The sequence below is a fragment of the Marimonas lutisalis genome (assembly GCF_005434965.1).
In the GTDB taxonomy this organism is placed as follows: Bacteria; Pseudomonadota; Alphaproteobacteria; order Rhodobacterales; family Rhodobacteraceae; genus Marimonas_A; species Marimonas_A lutisalis.
Window position 1 is genome coordinate 152,839 of record NZ_SKCI01000002.1, and the last position, 20,615, is coordinate 173,453.

Consider the following 20,615-nt stretch of genomic DNA (forward strand, 5'->3'; position numbering starts at 1 on the left):
ACGTGTTTGGGGCCGATGCCAAGGGGTCACGCGAACTCACCAGTGCGTGACATCGGGTTACACGGGATTGGCAGCGGTGCGGGGAAGGCGCAGGCTGACAGCCAGGAGGACGAGCCGATGCTGACGATGAAAGATCTCAAACCCATGGCGCTGAGCGTGCTGATCGTGGTGGCGCTGCTGATGCAATGCAGCCGGGCGATGGCGGGGCCGCGTGAGACACTGGTGGTGGCCGGCGGCTGTTTCTGGTGCGTCGAGGCCGATTTCGAAAAGGTGCCCGGCGTGATCGAGGTGGTGTCGGGGTATACCGGCGGGACGGTGAAGAACCCGACCTACAAGCAGGTGACGCGGGGCGGCACGGGGCATTACGAGGCGGTCGAGATCACCTTTGACACGGGTCGGGTGAGCCGCGAGGCGCTGCTGGAAATGTTCTTCCGGTCGGTCGATCCGACGGATGCCGGCGGGCAGTTCTGTGACCGGGGCAAGAGTTACCGGACGGCAATATTCGTTTCTAACAATGCGGAAAAGGCACTGGCGCAAAAGGTGAAGACCGAAGCGCAGGCTGCGCTGGGGCAGACGATCGTGACGCCGATCCTGGGCGCGGGGCCGTTCTGGGAAGCAGAAGATTATCACCAGGATTACTACAAGGGCACGAAACTGGTGATCACGCGGGCCGGGCCGAAAAAGCAATCGACGGCCTACAAGTTTTATCGCAAGGCCTGTGGGCGCGATGCGCGGGTGCGCCAGTTGTGGGGCAGTGCTGCGCCTTTTGCCGGGTGAAACGTGGGGGCGCTGCCCCCACAACCCCGAGGTATTTCCAGTCAGATGAAGCAGGGGATCAGGCGTGATCCGCGAGGAAGTTCTCCACCTCGGCGCGGGTGGGGATGGCATCGGCGGTGCCGGGGCGGGTGACGTGGATTGCCGAGGCGGCGGCGGCAAGCCGCAGGGCGTCGGGCGGGACGAGGCCCTGTTCGAGCGCGGCCGCGACGTATCCGATGAAGCAATCGCCGGCGCCCGTTGTGTCGACCGGGGTGACGGGAAAGGCGGGGACGGAGATTTGCTGCCCGGTTTCCTGATCGTTCCAGGTGGACCCCTGGGCGCCCCGGGTGATGAGAATGTGCGGCACGGGCAGGTCGGCGAGCTTGGTGCCAAGCGCTTTGGTGAGCTGGTCTGCCTCGACCGCGTTCATCACCAGAAGATCGATATGAGGCAATATCGCCTGCACCGCGCCGGCCGAGAAGGGGGCGGCGGAATAGATGGTGAAAAGGCCTTGTGCGCGGGCCATTTCGGCGGCTTCGACCTGCAGGTTGGTTTCGTTCTGCAGCAGAAGGATATCGCCGCGGCTCGCGGCGGAAATCGCCGATTCAAGGTGTGATAGAGACTGTTCCAGGTTTGCGCCCGAGAAAATCACGATCACGTTTTCGCCGTCGGGCGCGACATTGATGATGGCGTGGGCGGTGGGCGTGGCGACATTGACCACATGGGCGCAATCGACACCGGCGCTGCGCAGTTGATCGACGGTCCAGGCGCCATCGGGGCCGATTGCGCCGATATGCACCACGTTCGAGCCGGCGTGGGCTGCGGCCACTGACTGATTGGCACCCTTGCCGCCGAGGCCGGTGGTATAGGCGGTCGCTGGCAGGGTTTCGCCGGGGCGCGGCAGGTGCGGCACCGAATAGAAATGATCGACGTTGATCGAGCCGAGATTGAAGATGGTCATGGGCGCCCTCCGACAGGGCGGCCCGTCAGCCCACCTTGCAGGCCGCCAGCACCGCCATGTTCAGGATATCGTTCACGGTGGAGTTAGAGGAACAAATCTGGATCGACTTGTCCACGCCGGCGAGAATCGGCCCGATCACGGTGGCGCCGGCCATTTCCTGCATCAGCTTGACCGAGATCGACGCCGAGTGGCGCGCCGGCACCACGAGGATATTGGCGGGGCCGGTAAGGCGCGAGAAGGGATAGGCGGCCTGGGCGGTAGCGTTCAGCGCCACGTCGACCGTCATTTCGCCATCGTACTCGAAATCGACGCCGCGGCGGTCGAGCACCTCGGGGGCGATATGCATTTTCTCGGCCCGTTCCGAGCGGGGATAGCCGAAAGTCGAGAAGCTGGCGAAGGCGACGCGGGGTTCGAGGCCGAGGGAGCGGGCGACATCGGCCGAGCGTTCGGCGATGGTGGCCAGGTCCTCTTCGTCGGGCCATTCATGCACCAGCGTATCGGCGATGAGAACGACACGGCCCTTGTGAAGAACGGCGGTGACGCCGACGGCGCCGTGCTGTGCATCGGCGTCGAAGACGTGGTTGATGAGATCCATCACATGCGCCGATTTGCGGGTGGCACCGGTGACCAGGGCATCGCCGTGGCCATGGCCCAGCATCAGGGCCGAGAACACGTGCCGATCGCGCGCGGCGAGGCGGTGGATGTCGTGCCGGTCGAAGCCCTTGCGCTGAAGCCGCTGGTAGAGGAACTCCTTGTACTCGGCCAGGTGCGCGGTGTTGGCGGCGTTCACCACTTCGAGCTCGTCCACCGCGTCGGCCAGACCCTCGGCGGAGAGTTTCTGTTTCACGTCCGGTTCGCGGCCGACAACGATGGCCTTGCCCATGCCGGACCGCTGGTACTGCACGGCGGCGCGCAGCACGCGGGGATCGTCGCCCTCGGCAAAGATCATGGTGGCCTGTGCGGCGCGGGCGCGGGCGTTGAGGCTGCGCAGGATGCTGGCCGTCGGGTCCATCCGCGATTTCAGCGAAAGCTCGTAGGCCTCCATGTCGATGATCGGGCGACGGGCGGCGCCTGTTTCCATGCCGGCCTGTGCAACGGCGGGCGGGATGGTGTGGATGAGGCGCGGATCGAAAGGCGTGGGAATGATGTAGTCACGCCCGAAGCTGAGCTTCTTGCCATAGGCCATGCCGACCTCATCGGGCACGTCTTCGCGGGCGAGGCGCGCGAGGGCCTCGGCGCAGGCGATCTTCATCTCGTCATTGATGGCGCGGGCGTGGATATCGAGCGCGCCGCGGAAGAGATAGGGAAAGCCCAGAACGTTGTTGACCTGGTTCGGGTAGTCCGAGCGGCCGGTGGCGACGATGGCGTCTTCGCGCACTTCATGCGCTTCTTCCGGGGTGATCTCGGGGTCGGGGTTGGCCATGGCGAAGATGACCGGGTTGTCGTTCATCGAGGCGACCATTTCGGGCGTGACAGCGCCCTTGGCCGAAACACCCAGGAACACGTCGGCCCCGTCCATCGCCTGTTCCAGCGTGCGAAGATAGGTTTTGATCGCGTGGGCCGATTTCCACTGGTTCATGCCATCGGTGCGGCCCTGGTAGATCACGCCCTTGGTATCGCAGACGATGCAGTTTTCGTGCCGTGCGCCCATGCGTTTGAGAAGTTCGATACAGGCGATGCCTGCAGCCCCTGCCCCGTTGAGCACGATCTTGCAGTCTTCGATTTTCTTGCCCGAGATGTGCAGCGCGTTGATCAGGCCTGCGGCGCAGATCACGGCGGTGCCGTGCTGGTCGTCGTGGAACACGGGGATATCGAGCGCTTCTTTCAGGGTCTGCTCGATGATGAAGCATTCGGGCGCCTTGATGTCTTCGAGATTGATGCCGCCGAAGGTGGGCGCCATCAGCTTGACCGCCTGGATGAAGGCCTCGGGATCTTCGGTATCAAGCTCGATATCGATCGAGTTCACGTCAGCGAAGCGTTTGAAGAGCACGGATTTGCCCTCCATCACCGGCTTTGAGCCGAGCGCGCCGAGATTGCCCAGGCCCAGAACCGCGGTGCCGTTCGAGATCACCGCGACGAGATTGCCCTTGTTCGTGTAATCATAGGCCAGTTCGGGATTTGCCGCGATATCCTCGCATGGGACGGCCACGCCGGGGGAATAGGCGAGGGAAAGGTCGCGCTGGGTGGTCATCGGCACGGTGGCCTGAACCTCCCACTTGCCCGGGGTGGGCTCGAGGTGGAATTGCAGCGCGTCTTCGCGGGTGAACTTGGTCTTCGACATGGGGCTACCTTGCGTGGAGTCAGGGCCTCTTACATGGGCGGGGCGCGCCGCTCAACAGAAAGAAGGCCTTTCATGCCGCTTGCCGGGTTTGTAAGGTCGCCCGGAGATGAAAACCGGGGGGCTTTCGTGACATCCGCCAAATCCGCCGTGACGCCGATGATGGCGCAGTACCTGGAGATCAAGGGGCAGTATCCGAATGCCCTGCTGTTCTACCGGATGGGCGATTTCTATGAGCTGTTTTTCGACGATGCCGTCGCCGCGGCCGAGGCGCTGGATATCGCCCTGACCAAGCGCGGCAAGCACCTGGGCGATGACATCCCGATGTGCGGGGTGCCGGTGCATGCGGCCGAGGGGTATCTGCTGACGCTCATCCGCAAGGGGTTCCGCGTGGCCGTCTGCGAGCAGATGGAAAACCCGTCCGAGGCGAAGAAGCGCGGATCGAAGGCGGTGGTGCGGCGCGACGTGGTGCGCCTTGTCACGCCGGGCACACTGACCGAGGAAAGCCTGCTTGAGGCACGGCGGCACAATTTTTTGGCTGCCTATGCCGAGGTGCGTGACGAGGCGGCGTTGGCCTGGGTGGATATTTCGACCGGCGCGTTTCACGTTCTTGCGCTGGCGCCGGTGCGCCTGGGTCCCGAGCTGGCGCGGCTGGCGCCGTCCGAGGTGGTGGTGAGCGAGGCAAAAGAGGCCGATCTGGCAGAATTAGTGACGCAATCGGGGGCATCGGTAACGGCGCTGACCCGGTCTGCGTTCGATTCAACCTCGGCCGAAAAACGGCTGAAGGCGCTGTTCGAGGTGGGGGCGCTGGATGCGTTCGGGCAGTTCGGCCGGGCCGAGATGTCGGCGATGGGCGCCATCGTGGAATGGCTGGAGATCACCCAGAAGGGCAAGTTGCCCATCCTGCGCCCGCCGGTGCGCGAGGCAGAGGCGCGGGTGATGCAGATCGACGCCGCGACGCGGGCGAACCTGGAACTTACCCGGTCGCTTTCGGGAAAGCGGCAGGGATCGCTGCTCGCGGCGATTGACCGGACGGTGACGGCGGGCGGCGCGCGCCTTTTGGAGCGGCGGTTGTCGAGCCCCAGCCGGGTGCTGGACGTGGTGCGCGGGCGGCTGGATGCGTTGCAGTTTGCGCTGGAACAGTCTCGTATATCCGCCGATCTGCGCGAGGCGTTGCGGGGCGTGCCCGACCTGGATCGCGCGATGTCGCGGCTGGGGTTGGAGCGGGGCGGGCCGCGCGACCTGGCCGCCGTGCGCAACGCGCTGGAACAGGCCGAGGCGATCGCGCAGTCGCTGGGCGAGGTGGAGTTGCCCGAGGTGCTGGCCGATGCGGTGGCGGCGTTGCAGGGGCATGGCGAGCTCTTGGACCTGTTGGATCAGGCGCTGGTGGCCGAGCCGCCGCTTTTGGCGCGCGATGGCGGGTTCATCGCCGAAGGTTTTGACGAGGAACTGGACGAATGCCGACGCCTGCGGGATGAAGGGCGCGGGGTGATTGCCGGGATGCAGGCGGATTACCAGCGCGAAACCGGTATTCAGAGCCTGAAGATCAAGCACAACAACGTGCTGGGCTATTTCGTCGAGGTGACGGCGACCCATGCCGAAAAGATGCTGTCTGAGCCGCTGAGCGAGACGTTCAAGCACCGCCAGACCACCGCGAACCAGGTGCGGTTCACAACCGTGCCGCTGAGCGAGATGGAGACGAAGATCCTGAATGCCGGGGGGCGGGCAATCGAGATCGAGAAGCGGCTCTATTCCAGCTTGAGTGGCAGCATTCTGGAGCAATCCGACCGGCTTTTTGCCGCGGCGCGGGCGCTGGCCGAACTGGACCTTGCAACGGCGTTGGCCGACCTGGCAAAGTCCGAGAACTGGTGCCGGCCGCACGTGGATGAAAGCCGCAAGCTGATTATCGAGGGCGGCCGCCATCCGGTGGTGGAACAGGCGCTGAAAGCCAGCGGCGAGCCCTTCATCGCCAACGATTGCGCGCTGGGCGAGGCCGACGATATCTGGCTGCTGACCGGGCCGAACATGGCGGGTAAATCGACGTTCCTGCGGCAGAACGCGCTGATCGCGGCGCTGGCGCAGATGGGCAGTTACGTGCCGGCCGCGCGTGCCGAAATCGGTATGGTGAGCCAGCTGTTTTCCCGCGTGGGTGCCAGTGACGACCTGGCCCGGGGACGGTCGACCTTCATGGTCGAGATGGTCGAAACCGCCGCGATCCTGAATCAGGCGGACGATCATGCGCTGGTGATCCTCGATGAGATCGGACGCGGAACGGCGACCTATGACGGGTTGTCGATTGCCTGGGCCACGCTGGAGCATCTGCATGATGTGAACGGCTGCCGGGCGCTTTTTGCCACGCATTACCACGAGATGACGTCGCTCTCGGCAAAGCTGGAGCGGGTGGAGAACGCCACGGTGGCGGTGAAGGAGTGGGAAGGCGAGGTGATCTTCCTGCACGAGGTGCGCAAGGGGGCGGCGGACCGGTCCTATGGTGTGCAGGTGGCGAAACTTGCCGGGCTGCCCGAGGCGGTGGTTGCGCGGGCCAAGGTGGTTCTGGAAGCGCTGGAAAAGGGCGAGCGCGAAGGCGGTGCGACGCAGAAGGCGCTGATCGATGATCTTCCACTGTTCTCGGCAGCGCCGCCACCCCCGCCGCCGGTGGCCCAGCCGCAGGAAACTGCGATCGAGGCCATGTTAGAGACGATTCACCCCGATGAAATGACCCCGCGCGAGGCGCTGCAGGCGCTTTACGATCTGAAAGAGGCGATGAAGAAATGACGACCGCTCTCTATATGCATGACGATTGTCTGAACCACATCACCCCGCCAGGGCACCCCGAGCAGGTGGCGCGGCTGAAATCTATCACCGCCGCGCTGGCCGGGTTCGACCGGCTGGACCGGCGCGAGGCGCCGCTGGGCACGGACGCGCATATCCTGCGCTGCCACCCGCGGCGGTACCTGGAGGCGATTGAAAACCACGGGCCCGGGCAGCTGGACGCGGATACGCATATGTCGGCGGGAAGCATGCAGGCCGCGCGGCGCGCGGTGGGCGGCGCGGTGGACGCGGTGGATGCGGTTTTGACGGGGCAGGTCAAGAACGCCTTTGTCGCAACGCGCCCGCCGGGCCACCATGCCGAGACGGCAAGGCCGATGGGGTTCTGCCTGTTCGGAAACGTCTCTATCGCGGCCAAACACGCGCTGGAGTTTCACGAACTGCACCGCGTGGCAGTCGTGGATTTCGACGTGCATCACGGCAACGGCACACAGGACCTGCTGTGGGACGAGGCGCGCGCCTTCCTGGCCACGTCGCAGCAGATGCCGCTGTGGCCGGGCACGGGCGATCCGAGCGAACGCGGCGCACATGACAACATCCTGAACGTGCCGTTGGACCCGGGCACGGATGGCGCGATCATGCGGGCGGAATATGAAGAAAAGGTTTTCCCGAGGCTCGATGCCTTCAAGCCCGAACTGATCCTGATCTCGGCGGGGTTCGACGCGCATGCCGACGATCCGCTGGCGAACCTGAACTGGGTGGAAGAGGATTTCGTCTGGCTGACCGAGAAGCTGTGCGCAATGGCCGATCTGCATTGCGGCGGGCGCGTGGTTTCGGTGCTGGAGGGGGGCTATGACCTGAATGCGCTGGGCCGTAGCGTGGCGGCGCATGTGCAGGCGCTGACCGAGGCGTGACACTGGCCTTTACGAAATCTGGCGAAGATCCTGGAACAGGGCTTGTGACATCTCGACCGCGTGCTGGACACGGTCTGCGGACATATCGGGGTGTTCGACCTTTATCAGCGCCTCGAAGGTGATCATGTACGGCAAGAAGGCGTTCTGCTCGCGCTCGGTCAGCTCGAAGGCGGCGGCAAAGGTGGCCAGCGCGCCTTCGTCGACGCCAAAGCGGCGGCGGCCAGAAGGCAGCATGCCGCGCCGCGCTATGTGGGTGAGGGCGCGGGCCATGTCCTTGTAGATGGGCGCGTGGTTCGAGCCGCCGGTGTCGATGCCAGTCAGGCGGTCGCCATCAAGGATCAGGTTGTTGAGGTGGAAATCGCCGTGTGGGATGGCGACGCGCCATTCGGGATCGCCCAGCTTGCGCGACAGCTGATGCATCTTCTGCAGGATGCGCCTTTCGATCTCGATCAGCTCGGGGTGGGTCTGTTTTTCGGCCGCCGCCGCGGCCCAGTTGCGCCATGGGCGGCGGTTGATGCCGCGCCATTCCAGCGTCGGTTCCATGTAGGCGTGCAGCCAGTCTGCGGCGCGGGAGAGGAGCGGCAGGCGGTCGGCTGCTTCGAGTGTCCACAGATGGGTAAGAAGCGGCGTGCCGGGTATGTGCGCGATCACGCTCAGCCCGGTATCACGGTCGAAATGCAGCGGTTCGGCCACCCGGTTTCGGCCTGTGTTCATATGACCCCGGGCGCGGGAAAGTTCGGCCCATTCAGTGACGAAATCGGCGCGGTTGGCATCATCGAGCGGCAGGCGGAAAACCACCTCGGCCCCGGATAGCCGGCCCTGAAACACCGCGCGCTTGCCCGGTACGAGGCGTAGCGCCTGATCGACTTGCGCGTCGAGCCCGGCGCGCGCGATAGCCGCTTCGAGCTGGTTGAGCGCGGCCAGGGCCTGATCGGGGTAAAGGTGCAGGTTGTCCTGGTCGAGGATGTTCATGCACGCAGCATCCGGCGCGCGGGCCAAGCCGTCAACCGAATTGAACCCGGCGACCCGCACGGATATGGTGACGCGGTAGAAAGCCCCGGAGGACCAAGATGAGCGACCGCCCCGTTTCCGAGATGACGTTTGAAGAGGCCATGAAAGAGCTGGAAGACGTCGTGGGCCAGCTGGAGCGCGGCGATGTCGCGCTGGACGATTCGATCAAGCTTTATGAACGTGGTGCGGAGCTGAAGAAGCGCTGCGAGACCAAGCTGAAGGAAGCCGAGGAAAAGGTTGCCGCGATCACGCTGGACGGCGAGGGCAACCCGGCGGGGCTGCAGCCGGTCGAAGGACAGTAAACCCGTGTTCCAGGACCGGTTGGCCGAGGTCGCGGCACGGGTCGAGACCCATTTCCAGGATGTCATGCGCCCGTTCGGTGACGAGCCTGTGGCCAAAGGCATGCGTTATGCCAGTGCGGGGGGTAAACGCCTGCGTGCGTTCCTGGTGATGGAGAGCGCGCGGCTGCATGGAATACCGGACGATCAGGCGATCTGGCCGGCCTGCGCGGTCGAGGCGCTGCATGCCTATTCACTGGTGCATGACGATCTGCCCTGCATGGATGACGACGATCTGCGCCGTGGCCTGCCCACGGTGCACAAGCAGTGGGACGAGGCGACGGCGGTTCTGGTGGGCGATGCGCTGCAGAGCCTGTGTTTCGAACTGCTGGCCCGCGAAGAGTGCAGCCCCGAGGCGGGCGTGCGCGCCGAGATGGTGCTGAGCATGGCGCGGGCCGCGGGCGCGCAGGGCATGGTGCTGGGCCAGGCGCTGGATATTGCCGCCGAGAGCGCGGATGCGCCCCTGACGCTGAATGAAATCACGCGGTTGCAGGCCGGCAAGACCGGGGCCCTAATCACCTGGTCGGCCTGTGCGGGGGCGCGGTTGGCGCAAGCGGATATGGGCGCGCTTGGCGCCTATGGCGACAGAATCGGGCTGGCGTTTCAGATTGCCGACGACCTGCTGGACGTGGAAGGCGACGCGCAGGCCCTGGGCAAGGCGGTGGGCAAGGATGAAGAGGCCGGCAAGGCGACATTTGTTTCGCTTCTGGGTCTGGACGGCGCGAAAAAGCGGGCGGCAGAGCTTGTCGATCAGGCATGCGAGGCCCTATCTGGGTATGGTGAAGCTGCGGAAACCTTGCGGGAGGCCGCCCGCTTCGTTATTGCGCGCGAGAAATAGTCAGTCCCAGGCGGCACCATGGCCGAGAAACCCCAGACCCCATTGCTTGATACCGTGCATGTGCCGGCCGATCTGAAACGGCTGAGCGATGCGCAGTTGAAGCAGGTGGCGGGCGAACTGCGCGCCGAGACGATTTCGGCGGTGAGTGAAACCGGCGGGCACCTGGGTGCCGGGCTGGGCGTGGTGGAATTGACCGTGGCGCTGCATAGCGTTTTCGATGCGCCCAAGGACAAGATCATCTGGGATGTGTCGCACCAGTCCTATCCGCACAAGATCCTGACCGGGCGGCGCGAGCGGATCCGCACGCTGCGGCAGAAGGGGGGCTTGAGCGGGTTCACCAAGCGCAGCGAAAGCCCCTATGACCCGTTCGGGACCGCGCACAGTTCGACCTCGATCAGCGCCGCGCTGGGCTTTGCCGTGGCGCGCGACCTGGGCGGGTCCTGCCCCGAGGGGCTGGGCGATGCGATCGCGGTAATTGGTGATGGTGCGATGAGCGCGGGCATGGCCTTTGAGGCGATGAACAATGCCGGGCACCTGAAAAAGCGCCTGATCGTCATCCTGAACGACAACGACATGAGCATCGCGCCGCCGGTGGGGGCGTTTTCAAGCTATCTTTCGCGTCTCTATGCCGAGGCGCCATTCCAGGAGTTGAAAGCCGCGGCCAAGGGCGCGGTAAGCCTGATGCCGCCGTTCTTCCAGGAAGGGGCGAAGCGCGCCAAGGAGATGCTGAAAGGCATGGCCGTGGGGGGCACTTTGTTCGAGGAACTGGGGTTCTCTTACGTCGGCCCGATCGACGGGCATGACCTGGACCAGCTGCTGCCGGTGCTGCGCACGGTCAAGGCGCGGGCGACGGGGCCGATCCTGATCCACGTGTTGACGAAGAAGGGCAAGGGTTATGCCCCGGCCGAGCGCGCCGATGACAAGGGCCACGCAACCGCCAAGTTCGACGTCGTCACCGGAGAGCAGAAGAAAGCGCCCAGCAATGCGCCGAGCTATACATCGGTGTTCGGCAATACGCTGGTCGAGCTGGCCGCGAAGGATGACAAGATTTGTGCCGTGACGGCGGCGATGCCGGATGGCACGGGCCTGAGCCTGATGGCCGAGCGCTATCCCAGCCGCTGTTTTGACGTGAGCATCGCCGAGCAGCATGGCGTGACCTTCTGTGCCGGTCTGGCCGCGGGTGGAATGAAACCGTTCTGCGCGATGTATTCCACGTTCCTGCAGCGCGGATATGACCAGGTCGTGCATGACGTGGCGATCCAGAACCTACCTGTGCGCTTTGCCATCGATCGCGCGGGCCTGGTGGGCGCGGATGGGGCGACCCATGCCGGCAGTTTCGATATCGCCTACATGGCCAACCTGCCCAACTTGGTGGTGATGGCCGCCGCCGACGAGGCCGAGTTGAAGCACATGGTGGCCACCGCCGCCGCGCATGACAGCGGGCCCATTGCCTTCCGTTACCCGCGGGGCGAAGGCGTGGGTGTGGAAATGCCCGAGGAGGCCGTGCCGCTGGAGATCGGCAAGGGCCGGATGATCCGCGAGGGTAGCCGCGTGGCGATCCTGAGTTTCGGCACGCGCCTCGCCGAGGTTCTGAAAGCCGCCGAGGCGCTGGAGGCCAAGGGGATTTCCCCCACCGTGGCGGATGCGCGGTTCGCCAAGCCGCTGGACCGCGAGTTGATCCTGGGGCTGGCGTCGGGGCACGAGGCGCTGATCACCATCGAAGAGGGCGCCGTGGGCGGCTTTGGCAGCCACGTGGCGCAGCTTCTTTCCGATGCGGGCGTGTTCGATATGGGGCTGAAGTTCCGCTCGATGGTGTTGCCTGATGCGTTCATCGACCAGGGCGCGCCGGCCGAGATGTATGACCGCGCCGGCCTGAACGCCGCCGATATCGAGGCGAAGGTCCTGGACGTGCTGGGCGTGGCGCAGATCGCGGGCAAGCGGGCACAATCGTAAAGTCGCGGAAAGCCTAGACCGCTCGCGTAAATGCCGTCTTAACGGGGCGGACCATTCTGGGTGCGGGCCAACGCTTCGATCTTGGCATCAAGCGATTCGAGCCGCGCGAGGACGTCATCGCGGTAGGCATCGGTATTGGCGACATCTTCTTCGTGGTGCGCATCCTGCATCGAGTTGACGATCAGGCCGACCAGCAGGTTCACCACGGCGAAGGTGGTGATCACGATGAAAGGCACGAAGAAAGCCCATGCCCAGGGATAGACCTCCATCACCGGGCGGACGATGCCCATGGACCAGCTTTCCAGCGTCATGATCTGGAACAGGGTATAGGCCGAGAGGCCCAGCGTGCCGAACCAGTCGGGGAAGCTCTCGGCGAAAAGCTTGGTCGCGATGACGGCGCCGATATAGAAGATCAGCCCCATCAGCAGAAAGACCGACCCCATGCCGGGTACGGCGCGGATGAAGCCCTCGACCACGCGGCGCAGCGACGGCGCGACCGAGATCACGCGCAGCACCCGCAGGATGCGCAGGGCACGCAGCGCGGTAAAACCCTGGCCTGCGGGAACCAGCGAGATACCGACGATCACGAAATCGAAGATGTTCCAGCCACTGCGGAAAAACCGCGGCCCCATCGCGATGAGTTTCAGCGACAGCTCGATCACGAAAATCGCGAGGCAGGCGTAATCGAGCGCCAGGATCAGCGGCCCGGCCGCCGCCATCGCGGTATCCGAAGTTTCCAGCCCGAGAACGACTGCGTTCAGGGCAATCACGGCGGTAATGAAATTGATGAAACGGGGGCTGTCGACCAGGGTCAGAAGCGTCTGGCGCATCGGCGGTTATCCTTCGGCGGCAAGCAGCGCGGGCAGGCCGTCGCGGTAGCTGGGATAAAGGAGGCGCACGCCCAGTTCGTTCTTCATCCGGTCGTTCCGGACACGTTTCGATTCGGCATAGAAACTGCGCGCCATCGGGGTCATCTCGGCCGTGGCGTAGTCTTCCTCGGGGGGCAGGTCCATGCCCAGAAGCTCGGCCGCGTATGAAAGCACATCTTGGGGTGGCGCGGGATCATCATCGCAGACATTGTAGATGGCGCCGGGGTTTGGCTGGTCGATCGAAGCAGCGACCACCCGGGCGATATCATCGACATGGACGCGCGAGAACACCTGGCCGGGTTTGATGATGCGCCGGGCGGTGCCGCGGCGGACCTTGGAAAACGGGCCACGGCCCGGGCCGTAGATTCCGGCAAGGCGGAAGATATGCAGCGGCAGGCCTTGCGCCTGCCATTGCCCTTCGGCGATCACGCGGTGATGGCCGCGTTTGGTGGCGGGTGTCAGGGCAGTCGACTCATCCACCCAGCCGCCCTGGTGATCGCCATAGACGCCAGTGGTGGACAGGTAGCCGACCCATTCGAGATTTGGGGCAAGTTGCGCAATATCAGAGCCGAATTCGGCAATCACCGGGTCGCCGTTTTCATCGGGCGCGGCGGAAAGCAGAAGATGCGTGACCTCGGCCAGAAAGGGGCGTGGATCGGAGCCGGGCCAGAGCACGGGGGTAACGCCCTGCGCGCGGATCCCGTCGAATTTTTCCGGGTTGCGGGTGGTGCCATAAAGGCGCCAGCCGCGCGGGGCAAGCAGGCGGGCCAGCGCGCTGGCCGAGTAGCCGTGGCCGAAGGTGAAAAGCGTTTTCGTCATGGCATGGAAGCTGTGGCCGGAGGGCCGGAATTGCAAGAGGGTGAACACACCGCACCGCAGGGTTAACGGCACAAGCCGGTGGAAAAACGCGGGGGGTGATTTCCGGCTGACATCCGGCTGACATGCGTGCACCGCCGCAGCGCGGCAAATGGTAAGGGAAAATTAGTTACCGCAACGCGCGGGCGGCGCGAATCTGCTTCAACATCGAGGTGGTATAGAGGATGAGCGCCGCCCAGATCATCGGAAAGGCGATCATGCGGGCACGGCCGAAGGGTTCCTCGAAAACGAAGACGCCAATCATCATGATCATCGTCGGTGCGATGTATTGCAGGATGCCAATCGTCGACAGCCGCAGGAGCTTCGCCCCGTTGGCATAAAACAGTAGTGGAACAGCGGTGACGACGCCGCAGCCGAGAAGCAGCCAGGTATTGGCCGCGCCGGTGCCGGTGAAATGCGTGCCGCCCTGCACCGTGAGCCAGACGATGTATGCCAGCGCCGGGGGCGTGAGGATCAGCACCTCGAGCAGGAAACCCTGGTTGGGGCCGATGGGCAGCCACTTCTTGAAGAAGGCATAGAAACCCCAGGTGACGGTAAGCCCCAACGCGGCCCAGGGAACCCTGCCATTATCGAGCGTCAGTACCAGCACCGCCGCCGCGGCCAGCGCGATGGCAGCGACCTGCATGCGTGAGAGACGTTCGCCCAGAAGCGCGGCGCCGAGGAAGACCGAAAAGAGCGGGTTGATGTAATAGCCCAGTGCCGCATCAAGCGCGTGGTTGGTATTGATCGCCCAGACATAGATGCCCCAGTTGACCGAGATCAGCGCCGCGGTGACCACGCCCATGGCCAGCATTTTCGGGCTGCGCAGAGCGATGGCGATGCTGTCGGTGCGGCCCAGCGCGATCAGCAGCGCGCCGGCGATCGGCACCGACCACAGGATGCGATGCGCCACGATCTCGGCCGGGGGCATATGCGCCAGCAGTTTCATGTAAAGCGGCATAAAGCCCCACAGCCCATAGGCGGTGAGGGCAAAGACAAGGCCCTGCGGGGTGTCGCGGTTTTCTGGCGCTTGGGTCATGGCGTGTGCCTTAGCCCGGACGGACGGCGGGTTCCAGTGCCAAGCGACTAGGCCGGACTCGAGTATTGGTGACCGGGAAAGAGCACCTCATTCGGCTCTTTCTTGGCAAAAATAGTCAATTCCAACCGGAATGCCCGCGCACCCGTTGGTCAGGCGCGGACGCGTTCGGATTTCGGATCGTAAAGCGGTTTGAGTGACGCGGTGGCGGGAACGCGGGTGCCCATCACGTCGATCTCGTAGGAGGACGCGAGGACATCGGCGGCACTTTCGCCGGCGCAGGGCACATAGCCCATGCCCACGGCGGCGCCGAGGTGATGGCCATAGGCGCCCGAGGAGAGGTAACCCACGATCTCGCCATCGCGCAGGATCGGCTCGTTGTGATAGAGCAGCGGTTCGGGGTCCTGCAGCAGGAACTGCAGCATGCGGGATTTTGGCCCGCCTTCCTTGCGCGCGGCGACGGCGGATTTGCCGATGAAATCGGGCTTCGAGAGGTCCACGGCAAAGCCGAGGCCTGCGTCGATCACGTTGTCTTCGGGGGTGATATCGTGGCCGAAATGGCGGAACGCCTTTTCGATGCGGCAGCTGTCCATCATGTGCATGCCGCAGAGTTTCAGCCCCATGTCCTGGCCGGCCTGCCAGAGGGATTCAAAGGCATGGGCGGCCATGTCGGCGGAGACGTAAAGCTCCCATCCCAGCTCACCCACGTAAGAGACGCGATGCGCGCGGGCGAGACCCATGCCAAGTTCGATCTCCTGCGCGGTGCCGAAGGGATTCGCCGCATTCGAAAAGTCGCCCGGCGAGACAGCCTGCAAAAGCTGGCGCGCGTTCGGGCCCATCACCGTAAGTACGCCTTCGGCGGCGGTCATATCGGTAATTGTGACCCTATCATTGCCCAAATGGCGCCTGAGGCGGGTTTCGTCATTGAGCCGTGTGGCGGCGGGCGTGACCATGAGGTAAGCGGTCTCGGACAGCCGGGTGACGGTGACATCGGCCTCGATTCCGCCATTCACGTTCAGCATCTGGGTATAGACGATCTTGCCCGAGGCGACGGACATGTTGGCGCCGCAGAGCCGGTTGAGGAAGCGTTCGGCATCCGGGCCTTCGATACGAAGCTTGCCGAAGCTTGACATGTCGTACATGCCGACGTTTTCACGGATCGCCTTGTGTTCGCGGGCGGCGTTGTCGAACCAGTTCTGGCGTTTCCAGCTGTAGTCATAGGCGCGGTCCTGGCCCGCATCGGCGAACCAGTTGGCGCGCTCCCAGCCGGCAAGTTCGCCAAATACGGCGCCCTGCGCCCTCAGATGTTCGTGGAAGGGCGTGCGGCGGATACCGCGGGCGGTGGCCTTTTGCCGGTAAGGGAAATGATCGGCGTAAAGCAGGCCGAGCGTTTCCTTCGAGCGTTCGAAGAGATAGGTCTTGTTGCCCTGGAACGGCTCCATGCGGGCGATATCGACATCGCCGAGGTCGAAGGGTTTTTCGCCCGTGTCCATCCAGTGGGACAGAGCCATACCGGCGCCGCCGGCCGACTGGATGCCGATGGAATTGAACCCGGCGGCGACCCAGACGTTGTCCATCCCGGGCGCGAGGCCGAGGTGATAGGCATCGTCGGGGGTGAAGCTCTCGGGGCCGTTGAAGAAAGTGTGAATGCCCGCCTCGGCCAGCATGGGCATGCGGTTTACCGCGGCCTCGAGGATCGGCTCGAAATGGTCGAAATCCTCGGGCAGCTGGTCGAATTCGAAATCTTCGGGAATCCCGTTCATACCCCAGGGTTTCGAGACGGGTTCGAACGCGCCGAGCATCATCTTGCCGGCGTCTTCCTTGTAATAGGCGCATTCGTCGGGGACGCGGAGCACGGGCAGCTGGGTGAGGCCCGCGATCGGTTCGGAGACGATGTAGAAATGCTCGCACGCGTGCAGCGGCACGTTGATACCGGCCATGCGGCCCACCTGATGACCCCACATACCCGCGCAGTTGACGATCATGTCACAGGTGATGTGACCGCTTGTTCCGTCTTCGCCCTGCCAGTCGACGCCGGTGACGCGAGGGCCGTTTTTGGCAATGTTAGAGACGGATACGCGCTCCTGCACCACGGCGCCGCGCTGGCGCGCGCCCTTGGCAAGGGCCAGCGCGATATTGGCCGGATCGCCCTGGCCGTCCTTGGGCAGGTAGACGCCGGCGGTAACGCCATCGATGTTGAGATGCGGGTAGCGTTGTTTCACCTCATCGGGGGTGATCTCCTCGATCTCGACGCCGAAGGCGCGGGCCATGGCGGCGGAGCGGAAGATCTCTTCCTTCCGTTCCTCGGTAAGCGCCACAGTGATCGAGCCCACGCGCTTGAAGCCGGTGGCGACGCCGGTTTCCGCTTCGAGGCTGCCGTAAAGCTCCTGGCTGTATTTGGCGAGCTTGGTCATGTTGGCGGTGGCGCGCAGCTGGGCGATGAGGCCGGCGGCGTGCCAGGTGGTGCCGGAGGTGAGCTGCTTGCGTTCGAGCAGCACCACGTCGGACCAGCCGAGTTTCGTGAGGTGGTAGGCAACGGAACAACCGACGACGCCGCCGCCGATAATGACGACACGGGCCTGGGTGGGAAGTGTGGGCATGGAGCGGATCCTTTTGGCGTGGGGCCTGTGGCGATATCCGGGGGCGCTGCCCCCGGACCCCCGAGGTATTTCCGGTCAGATGAAGACCGGATCAGGTGATGGTGTGACCGGCGGCACGGAGTTGGCGGGCAAGCTCGGCGATGTGAGCGGGGCCGACCTCGCAGCAGCCGCCGACGATGGTGGCGCCCTGGTCGATCCAGCCCATGGCAAAGGCCGCGTATTCCTTTGGCCCGAGATCTGTGCGCTGTTCGAGCGCATCGACGGTGGGGGCCTCTTTCAGGAAGTCTTCGGATATGCGGGTGAAGCCGTTGGCGTAGGCACCGAAGGGTTTGCCGAATGTCTTGACGATCTCGAGCCCGGCCGCCATCGCCTCGGGCGGGGAGCAGTTGATGAGGACGGCGGCGGGATCAAATTCAGAGACTATTCCAGCCAGATCGGCGATGCTTTCGCCCGAGCGCAGCTGCGTGCCGTCATCGTCCTTGACCGTAACGGAAAGCCAGACCGGTTTGTCGGTGGCGCGGGCACAACCCATCAGCGCGGTGCGGGCCTGGTGCAGCGAGGAAGCGGTTTCGATCAGGAAGAGATCGACATGGGGATCGAGGTGGCGGACGTTGATGGCGAAGGTCTCGGCGGCCTTTTCCTGTTCGATGGCGATGTCGGGCCGGTAGGTGGCGCCGAGGGGCCCGAGCGCGCCGGCGATGCGGCCCGAACCGTGGGCCGTGCGGGCGCGTTGGGCCTGTTCCACCGCGACATCCAGAAGGTGCAGATGTTCGCCCTCCAGTCCAACACGATCAAGCCGGTCGACATAGACGGCATAGGTGTTCGTGGTGGCGATGGTCGCGCCCGCGCGGAAATAGTCGAGATGCACGTCGCCGACGACATCCGGTTTCTCCATCATCACGGAAGTGGACCAGAGCGGCGTGGCGCGATCGCCCGAGCGTTTGACGATTTCCTGGCCGATGGAGCCATCGAGAAGGGTGATGTCGGTCATGCGCGGAGCCTTTCATTTTGCGGATCCCACAGGGGCGCGTCGGGTTGAACGGTCGCCTTGCGGCGCTCGCCGTAGATTTCCACCTCGATCTCGGTGCCGGGTTGGGCGAGATCGGCGCGCAGCATGCCGAGCGCGATGGATTTGCCCACGCGGTAGCCCCAGCCGCCGGAGGTGGTTTCGCCGACGATCTGGCCGTCGTGCCAGAGGGTCGACATGTAGGGTGCGTCGCTTTCGCCGGCATCGACGGTGAGGGTGACGAAGCGTTTTGAAACGCCCTGCTGTTTCTGGGCCAGAAGCGCGGCTTTGCCAGGGAAATCCTGGGGCTTGTCGAGCTTGACGAAGCGGTCGAGGCCTCCCTCAAGCAAGGTGTAATCGGTCGACAGATCGCCCTTCCAGGCGCGATAGCCTTTCTCGATGCGCAAGCTGTTCAGGGCGAACATGCCGAAGGGCTTGGCGCCTGCGTCGAGGAGGGCGTCGTAGATCGCCGGGATGTCTGCGTTCGCCGCGTGGATTTCCCAGCCCAGTTCGCCCGCGAAGCTGACGCGCGCAAGGCCGCAAACGGCGCCGCCTATGCGTGCCTGCTGGACCGAGAGCCAGGGCAGGTCGAGATCGGCTTCGACCCCGATGGCCTTGAGGATGGAGCGCGTCTCGGGACCCGTGACGATGAGCGTCGAGAAGTCCCGCGTACGGTCGGTCAGTGTGACGCTGTCGGGCTTGCCGTTCAGAAGGACATCGCGGTCGTGCCACTGGGCCGCCGCTGCGGTGATCAGCATGTAGTGGTCTTCACCGTGCCACATGACGCTCATCTCGGTCAGAATGCGGCCGCGGTCGTCGGGGAAATAGGCCAGGTTCATGCGGCCCGGGCGCGGCAGAACACCGGCGATCCGGCTTTCGAGCCAGGCGGCGGTTTCGGGGCCCTGAAGGTCGAACCGGGAAAAGCCCGGCAGGTCGAGCACACCGCAGTGGTCCCTGACCGCCTCGCATTCTTCGCGGATACGCGGCTCCCACGCGCCCGCCCGGTTCCAGGTCTGCGTCGCCTCTTCCGAGGTGTCGTCGCCAGGCTTGGCGAACCAGTTGGCGCGTTCCCAGCCGTTATAGGCGCCCATCTGGCCGCCCAGCCCTTTGATCCGGTCATGCACCGGCGAGAGCTTCTGGTCGGCGCCGGCAGGCCAGCGGTGCCAGGGGAAGTGCATGGCGTATTCGTGGCCATAGACCTCCATCCCCTTGGCGATGCAGTAGTCATGATTCGTGTAGTCGGTGAAGCGGCGCGGATCGCAGGACCACATGTCCCATTCGGGGGCGCCTTCGGTGATCCATTCGGCCAGCACCTTGCCCGCGCCGCCGCCCTGGGCGATGCCGAAGGTGAACACGCAGGCCTCGAACGCGTTGGGGACACCGGGCATCGGGCCAAGGAGCGGATTGCCATCGGGCGCATAGGGGATGGGCCCGTTGATAATGCGCGAGATACCGGCAGTGCCCGCGGCGGGCACGCGGGCCATGGCGTCGGCGACGATAGCCTCAATCCGGTCGAGATCGTCGGGATAGAGCTGGAAGCTGAAATCCTGTGGCACGGGATCGGCCGGGTCGGCCCAGTGGGCGCGGCAGTTGGGCTCGTACGGGCCGATATTGATGCCGTTCTTTTCCTGGCGGAGGTAATAGGAAACGTCGACGTCGCGCAGGAGGGGCAGTTTGCGCCCGTTCTCTTTCGACCAGGCTTCAAGCTCGGGGATTTCCTCGGTCAGGAGGTACTGGTGCTCCATCACCATCATCGGCACGGTGCGGCCGCCATAGGGTTTGAACCATTCCCCGACCTGCTGGGCATAGTAACCGGCGGCGTTGACCACGTATTCGCAGCGGATATCGCCCTTTTCAGTGTGCACGATCCATTCGCCGTTTTCGCGGCTGACTCCGGTTGCGGGGGTGAAGCGCAGGATCTTCGCGCCCATATCGCGCGCGCCCTTGGCCAGCGCCTGGGTCAGCTGGGCGGGATCGATATCGCCATCGTTGGGGTCGTAGAGCGCGCCGGCGAGATCGTGGGTTTCGAGGAAGGGGTAACGCGCCTTGGCCTCGTCGGGCGAGAGAATTTCCAGGTCCATGCCCTGGTAGAGGCCCATGCCCTTGGCGCGTTGGAATTCCTGCATCCGTTCCTGTGAATGGGCGAGGCGGATCGAGCCGGTCTGGTGATAGTTCATCGGGTAGTCGACCTCATCACCCAGGCGCGCATAAAGTTCGGTCGAGTAGCGCTGCATGTTCATGATCGACCAGGAGGTGGAGAAGGTGGGCACGTTGCCGGCGGCATGCCAGGTGGAGCCGGCGGTGAGTTCGTTCTTTTCCAGAAGCACGCAATCGGTCCAGCCCGCCTTGGCCAGGTGATAGAGCGAGGAGGTGCCGACGGCGCCGCCGCCGATGATGACGACGCGGGCACTGGTGGGGAAATCTGACATGG

15 protein-coding genes are annotated in these 20,615 nt (G+C 64.5%); 6 read left to right on the plus strand and 9 right to left on the minus strand.

Features of this window, described 5'->3' with window-relative positions:
* Positions 1 to 117: 117 nt before the first annotated feature.
* On the plus strand, positions 118 to 777 hold the full coding sequence (msrA, locus tag E0501_RS08835) for a peptide-methionine (S)-S-oxide reductase MsrA (RefSeq protein WP_137701788.1): 660 nt from the start codon (positions 118 to 120) through the stop codon (positions 775 to 777).
* A 58-nt stretch (positions 778 to 835) separates the two neighbouring features.
* Here the strand turns inward: msrA and E0501_RS08840 are convergent, their stop codons facing one another.
* Positions 836 to 1,717: a ribokinase gene (locus E0501_RS08840; RefSeq protein WP_137701023.1), complete on the minus strand. Its 882-nt coding sequence runs from the start codon at positions 1,715 to 1,717 to the stop codon at positions 836 to 838.
* Positions 1,718 to 1,742: 25 nt separating this feature from the next.
* Positions 1,743 to 3,998, minus strand: a complete 2,256-nt coding sequence (locus E0501_RS08845) for an NADP-dependent malic enzyme (RefSeq protein WP_137701024.1) — start codon at positions 3,996 to 3,998, stop codon at positions 1,743 to 1,745.
* A 156-nt stretch (positions 3,999 to 4,154) separates the two neighbouring features.
* Here E0501_RS08845 and mutS point away from each other — a divergent pair, with 156 nt between their 5' ends.
* Both mutS and E0501_RS08855 read left to right on the plus strand, forming a co-directional pair.
* Positions 4,155 to 6,770, plus strand: coding sequence for a DNA mismatch repair protein MutS (mutS, locus tag E0501_RS08850; protein ID WP_137701789.1), 2,616 nt, complete (start codon positions 4,155 to 4,157; stop codon positions 6,768 to 6,770).
* On the plus strand, positions 6,767 to 7,678 hold the full coding sequence (locus E0501_RS08855; RefSeq protein WP_137701025.1) for a histone deacetylase family protein: 912 nt from the start codon (positions 6,767 to 6,769) through the stop codon (positions 7,676 to 7,678). The genes mutS and E0501_RS08855 overlap by 4 nt, the downstream gene beginning before the upstream one ends.
* 9 nt (positions 7,679 to 7,687) lie before the next feature.
* Here E0501_RS08855 and E0501_RS08860 read toward each other — a convergent pair whose 3' ends face one another.
* Positions 7,688 to 8,650: a phosphotransferase gene (locus tag E0501_RS08860; protein ID WP_137701026.1), complete on the minus strand. Its 963-nt coding sequence runs from the start codon at positions 8,648 to 8,650 to the stop codon at positions 7,688 to 7,690.
* A gap of 98 nt (positions 8,651 to 8,748) precedes the next feature.
* Here E0501_RS08860 and E0501_RS08865 point away from each other — a divergent pair, with 98 nt between their 5' ends.
* From E0501_RS08865 to dxs, 3 genes are read left to right on the plus strand one after another with little or no spacing between them, the layout of a single operon-like run.
* The gene (locus E0501_RS08865) at positions 8,749 to 8,991 is read left to right on the plus strand and encodes an exodeoxyribonuclease VII small subunit (protein ID WP_137701027.1); all 243 of its coding nucleotides are present in this window, start codon (positions 8,749 to 8,751) and stop codon (positions 8,989 to 8,991) included.
* Between the two features lie 4 nt (positions 8,992 to 8,995).
* Positions 8,996 to 9,865: a polyprenyl synthetase family protein gene (locus E0501_RS08870; protein ID WP_137701028.1), complete on the plus strand. Its 870-nt coding sequence runs from the start codon at positions 8,996 to 8,998 to the stop codon at positions 9,863 to 9,865.
* An 18-nt stretch (positions 9,866 to 9,883) separates the two neighbouring features.
* Positions 9,884 to 11,818, plus strand: coding sequence for a 1-deoxy-D-xylulose-5-phosphate synthase (dxs, locus tag E0501_RS08875; protein ID WP_137701029.1), 1,935 nt, complete (start codon positions 9,884 to 9,886; stop codon positions 11,816 to 11,818).
* Between the two features lie 38 nt (positions 11,819 to 11,856).
* Here the strand turns inward: dxs and E0501_RS08880 are convergent, their stop codons facing one another.
* The 6 genes from E0501_RS08880 to E0501_RS08905 all read right to left on the minus strand — a co-directional run bounded on the left by E0501_RS08880 (position 11,857) and on the right by E0501_RS08905 (position 20,613).
* Positions 11,857 to 12,648 (minus strand): ion transporter, encoded by a 792-nt coding sequence (locus tag E0501_RS08880; protein WP_137701030.1) that lies wholly within the window; start codon positions 12,646 to 12,648, stop codon positions 11,857 to 11,859.
* A gap of 6 nt (positions 12,649 to 12,654) precedes the next feature.
* The gene (locus tag E0501_RS08885; protein ID WP_137701031.1) at positions 12,655 to 13,506 is read right to left on the minus strand and encodes an SDR family oxidoreductase; all 852 of its coding nucleotides are present in this window, start codon (positions 13,504 to 13,506) and stop codon (positions 12,655 to 12,657) included.
* A gap of 166 nt (positions 13,507 to 13,672) precedes the next feature.
* Positions 13,673 to 14,581: an EamA family transporter RarD gene (gene rarD / locus E0501_RS08890; RefSeq protein ID WP_137701032.1), complete on the minus strand. Its 909-nt coding sequence runs from the start codon at positions 14,579 to 14,581 to the stop codon at positions 13,673 to 13,675.
* A 149-nt stretch (positions 14,582 to 14,730) separates the two neighbouring features.
* On the minus strand, positions 14,731 to 17,178 hold the full coding sequence (locus E0501_RS08895; RefSeq protein ID WP_137701033.1) for a GcvT family protein: 2,448 nt from the start codon (positions 17,176 to 17,178) through the stop codon (positions 14,731 to 14,733).
* Between the two features lie 91 nt (positions 17,179 to 17,269).
* Positions 17,270 to 18,169 carry a homocysteine S-methyltransferase family protein gene (locus tag E0501_RS08900; protein WP_137701034.1) on the minus strand — a complete coding sequence of 300 codons (900 nt, stop codon included), beginning with the start codon at positions 18,167 to 18,169 and terminating at the stop codon, positions 17,270 to 17,272.
* Positions 18,166 to 20,613 carry a GcvT family protein gene (locus E0501_RS08905; protein ID WP_137701035.1) on the minus strand — a complete coding sequence of 816 codons (2,448 nt, stop codon included), beginning with the start codon at positions 20,611 to 20,613 and terminating at the stop codon, positions 18,166 to 18,168. The genes E0501_RS08900 and E0501_RS08905 overlap by 4 nt, the downstream gene beginning before the upstream one ends.
* Positions 20,614 to 20,615: the final 2 nt, after the last annotated feature.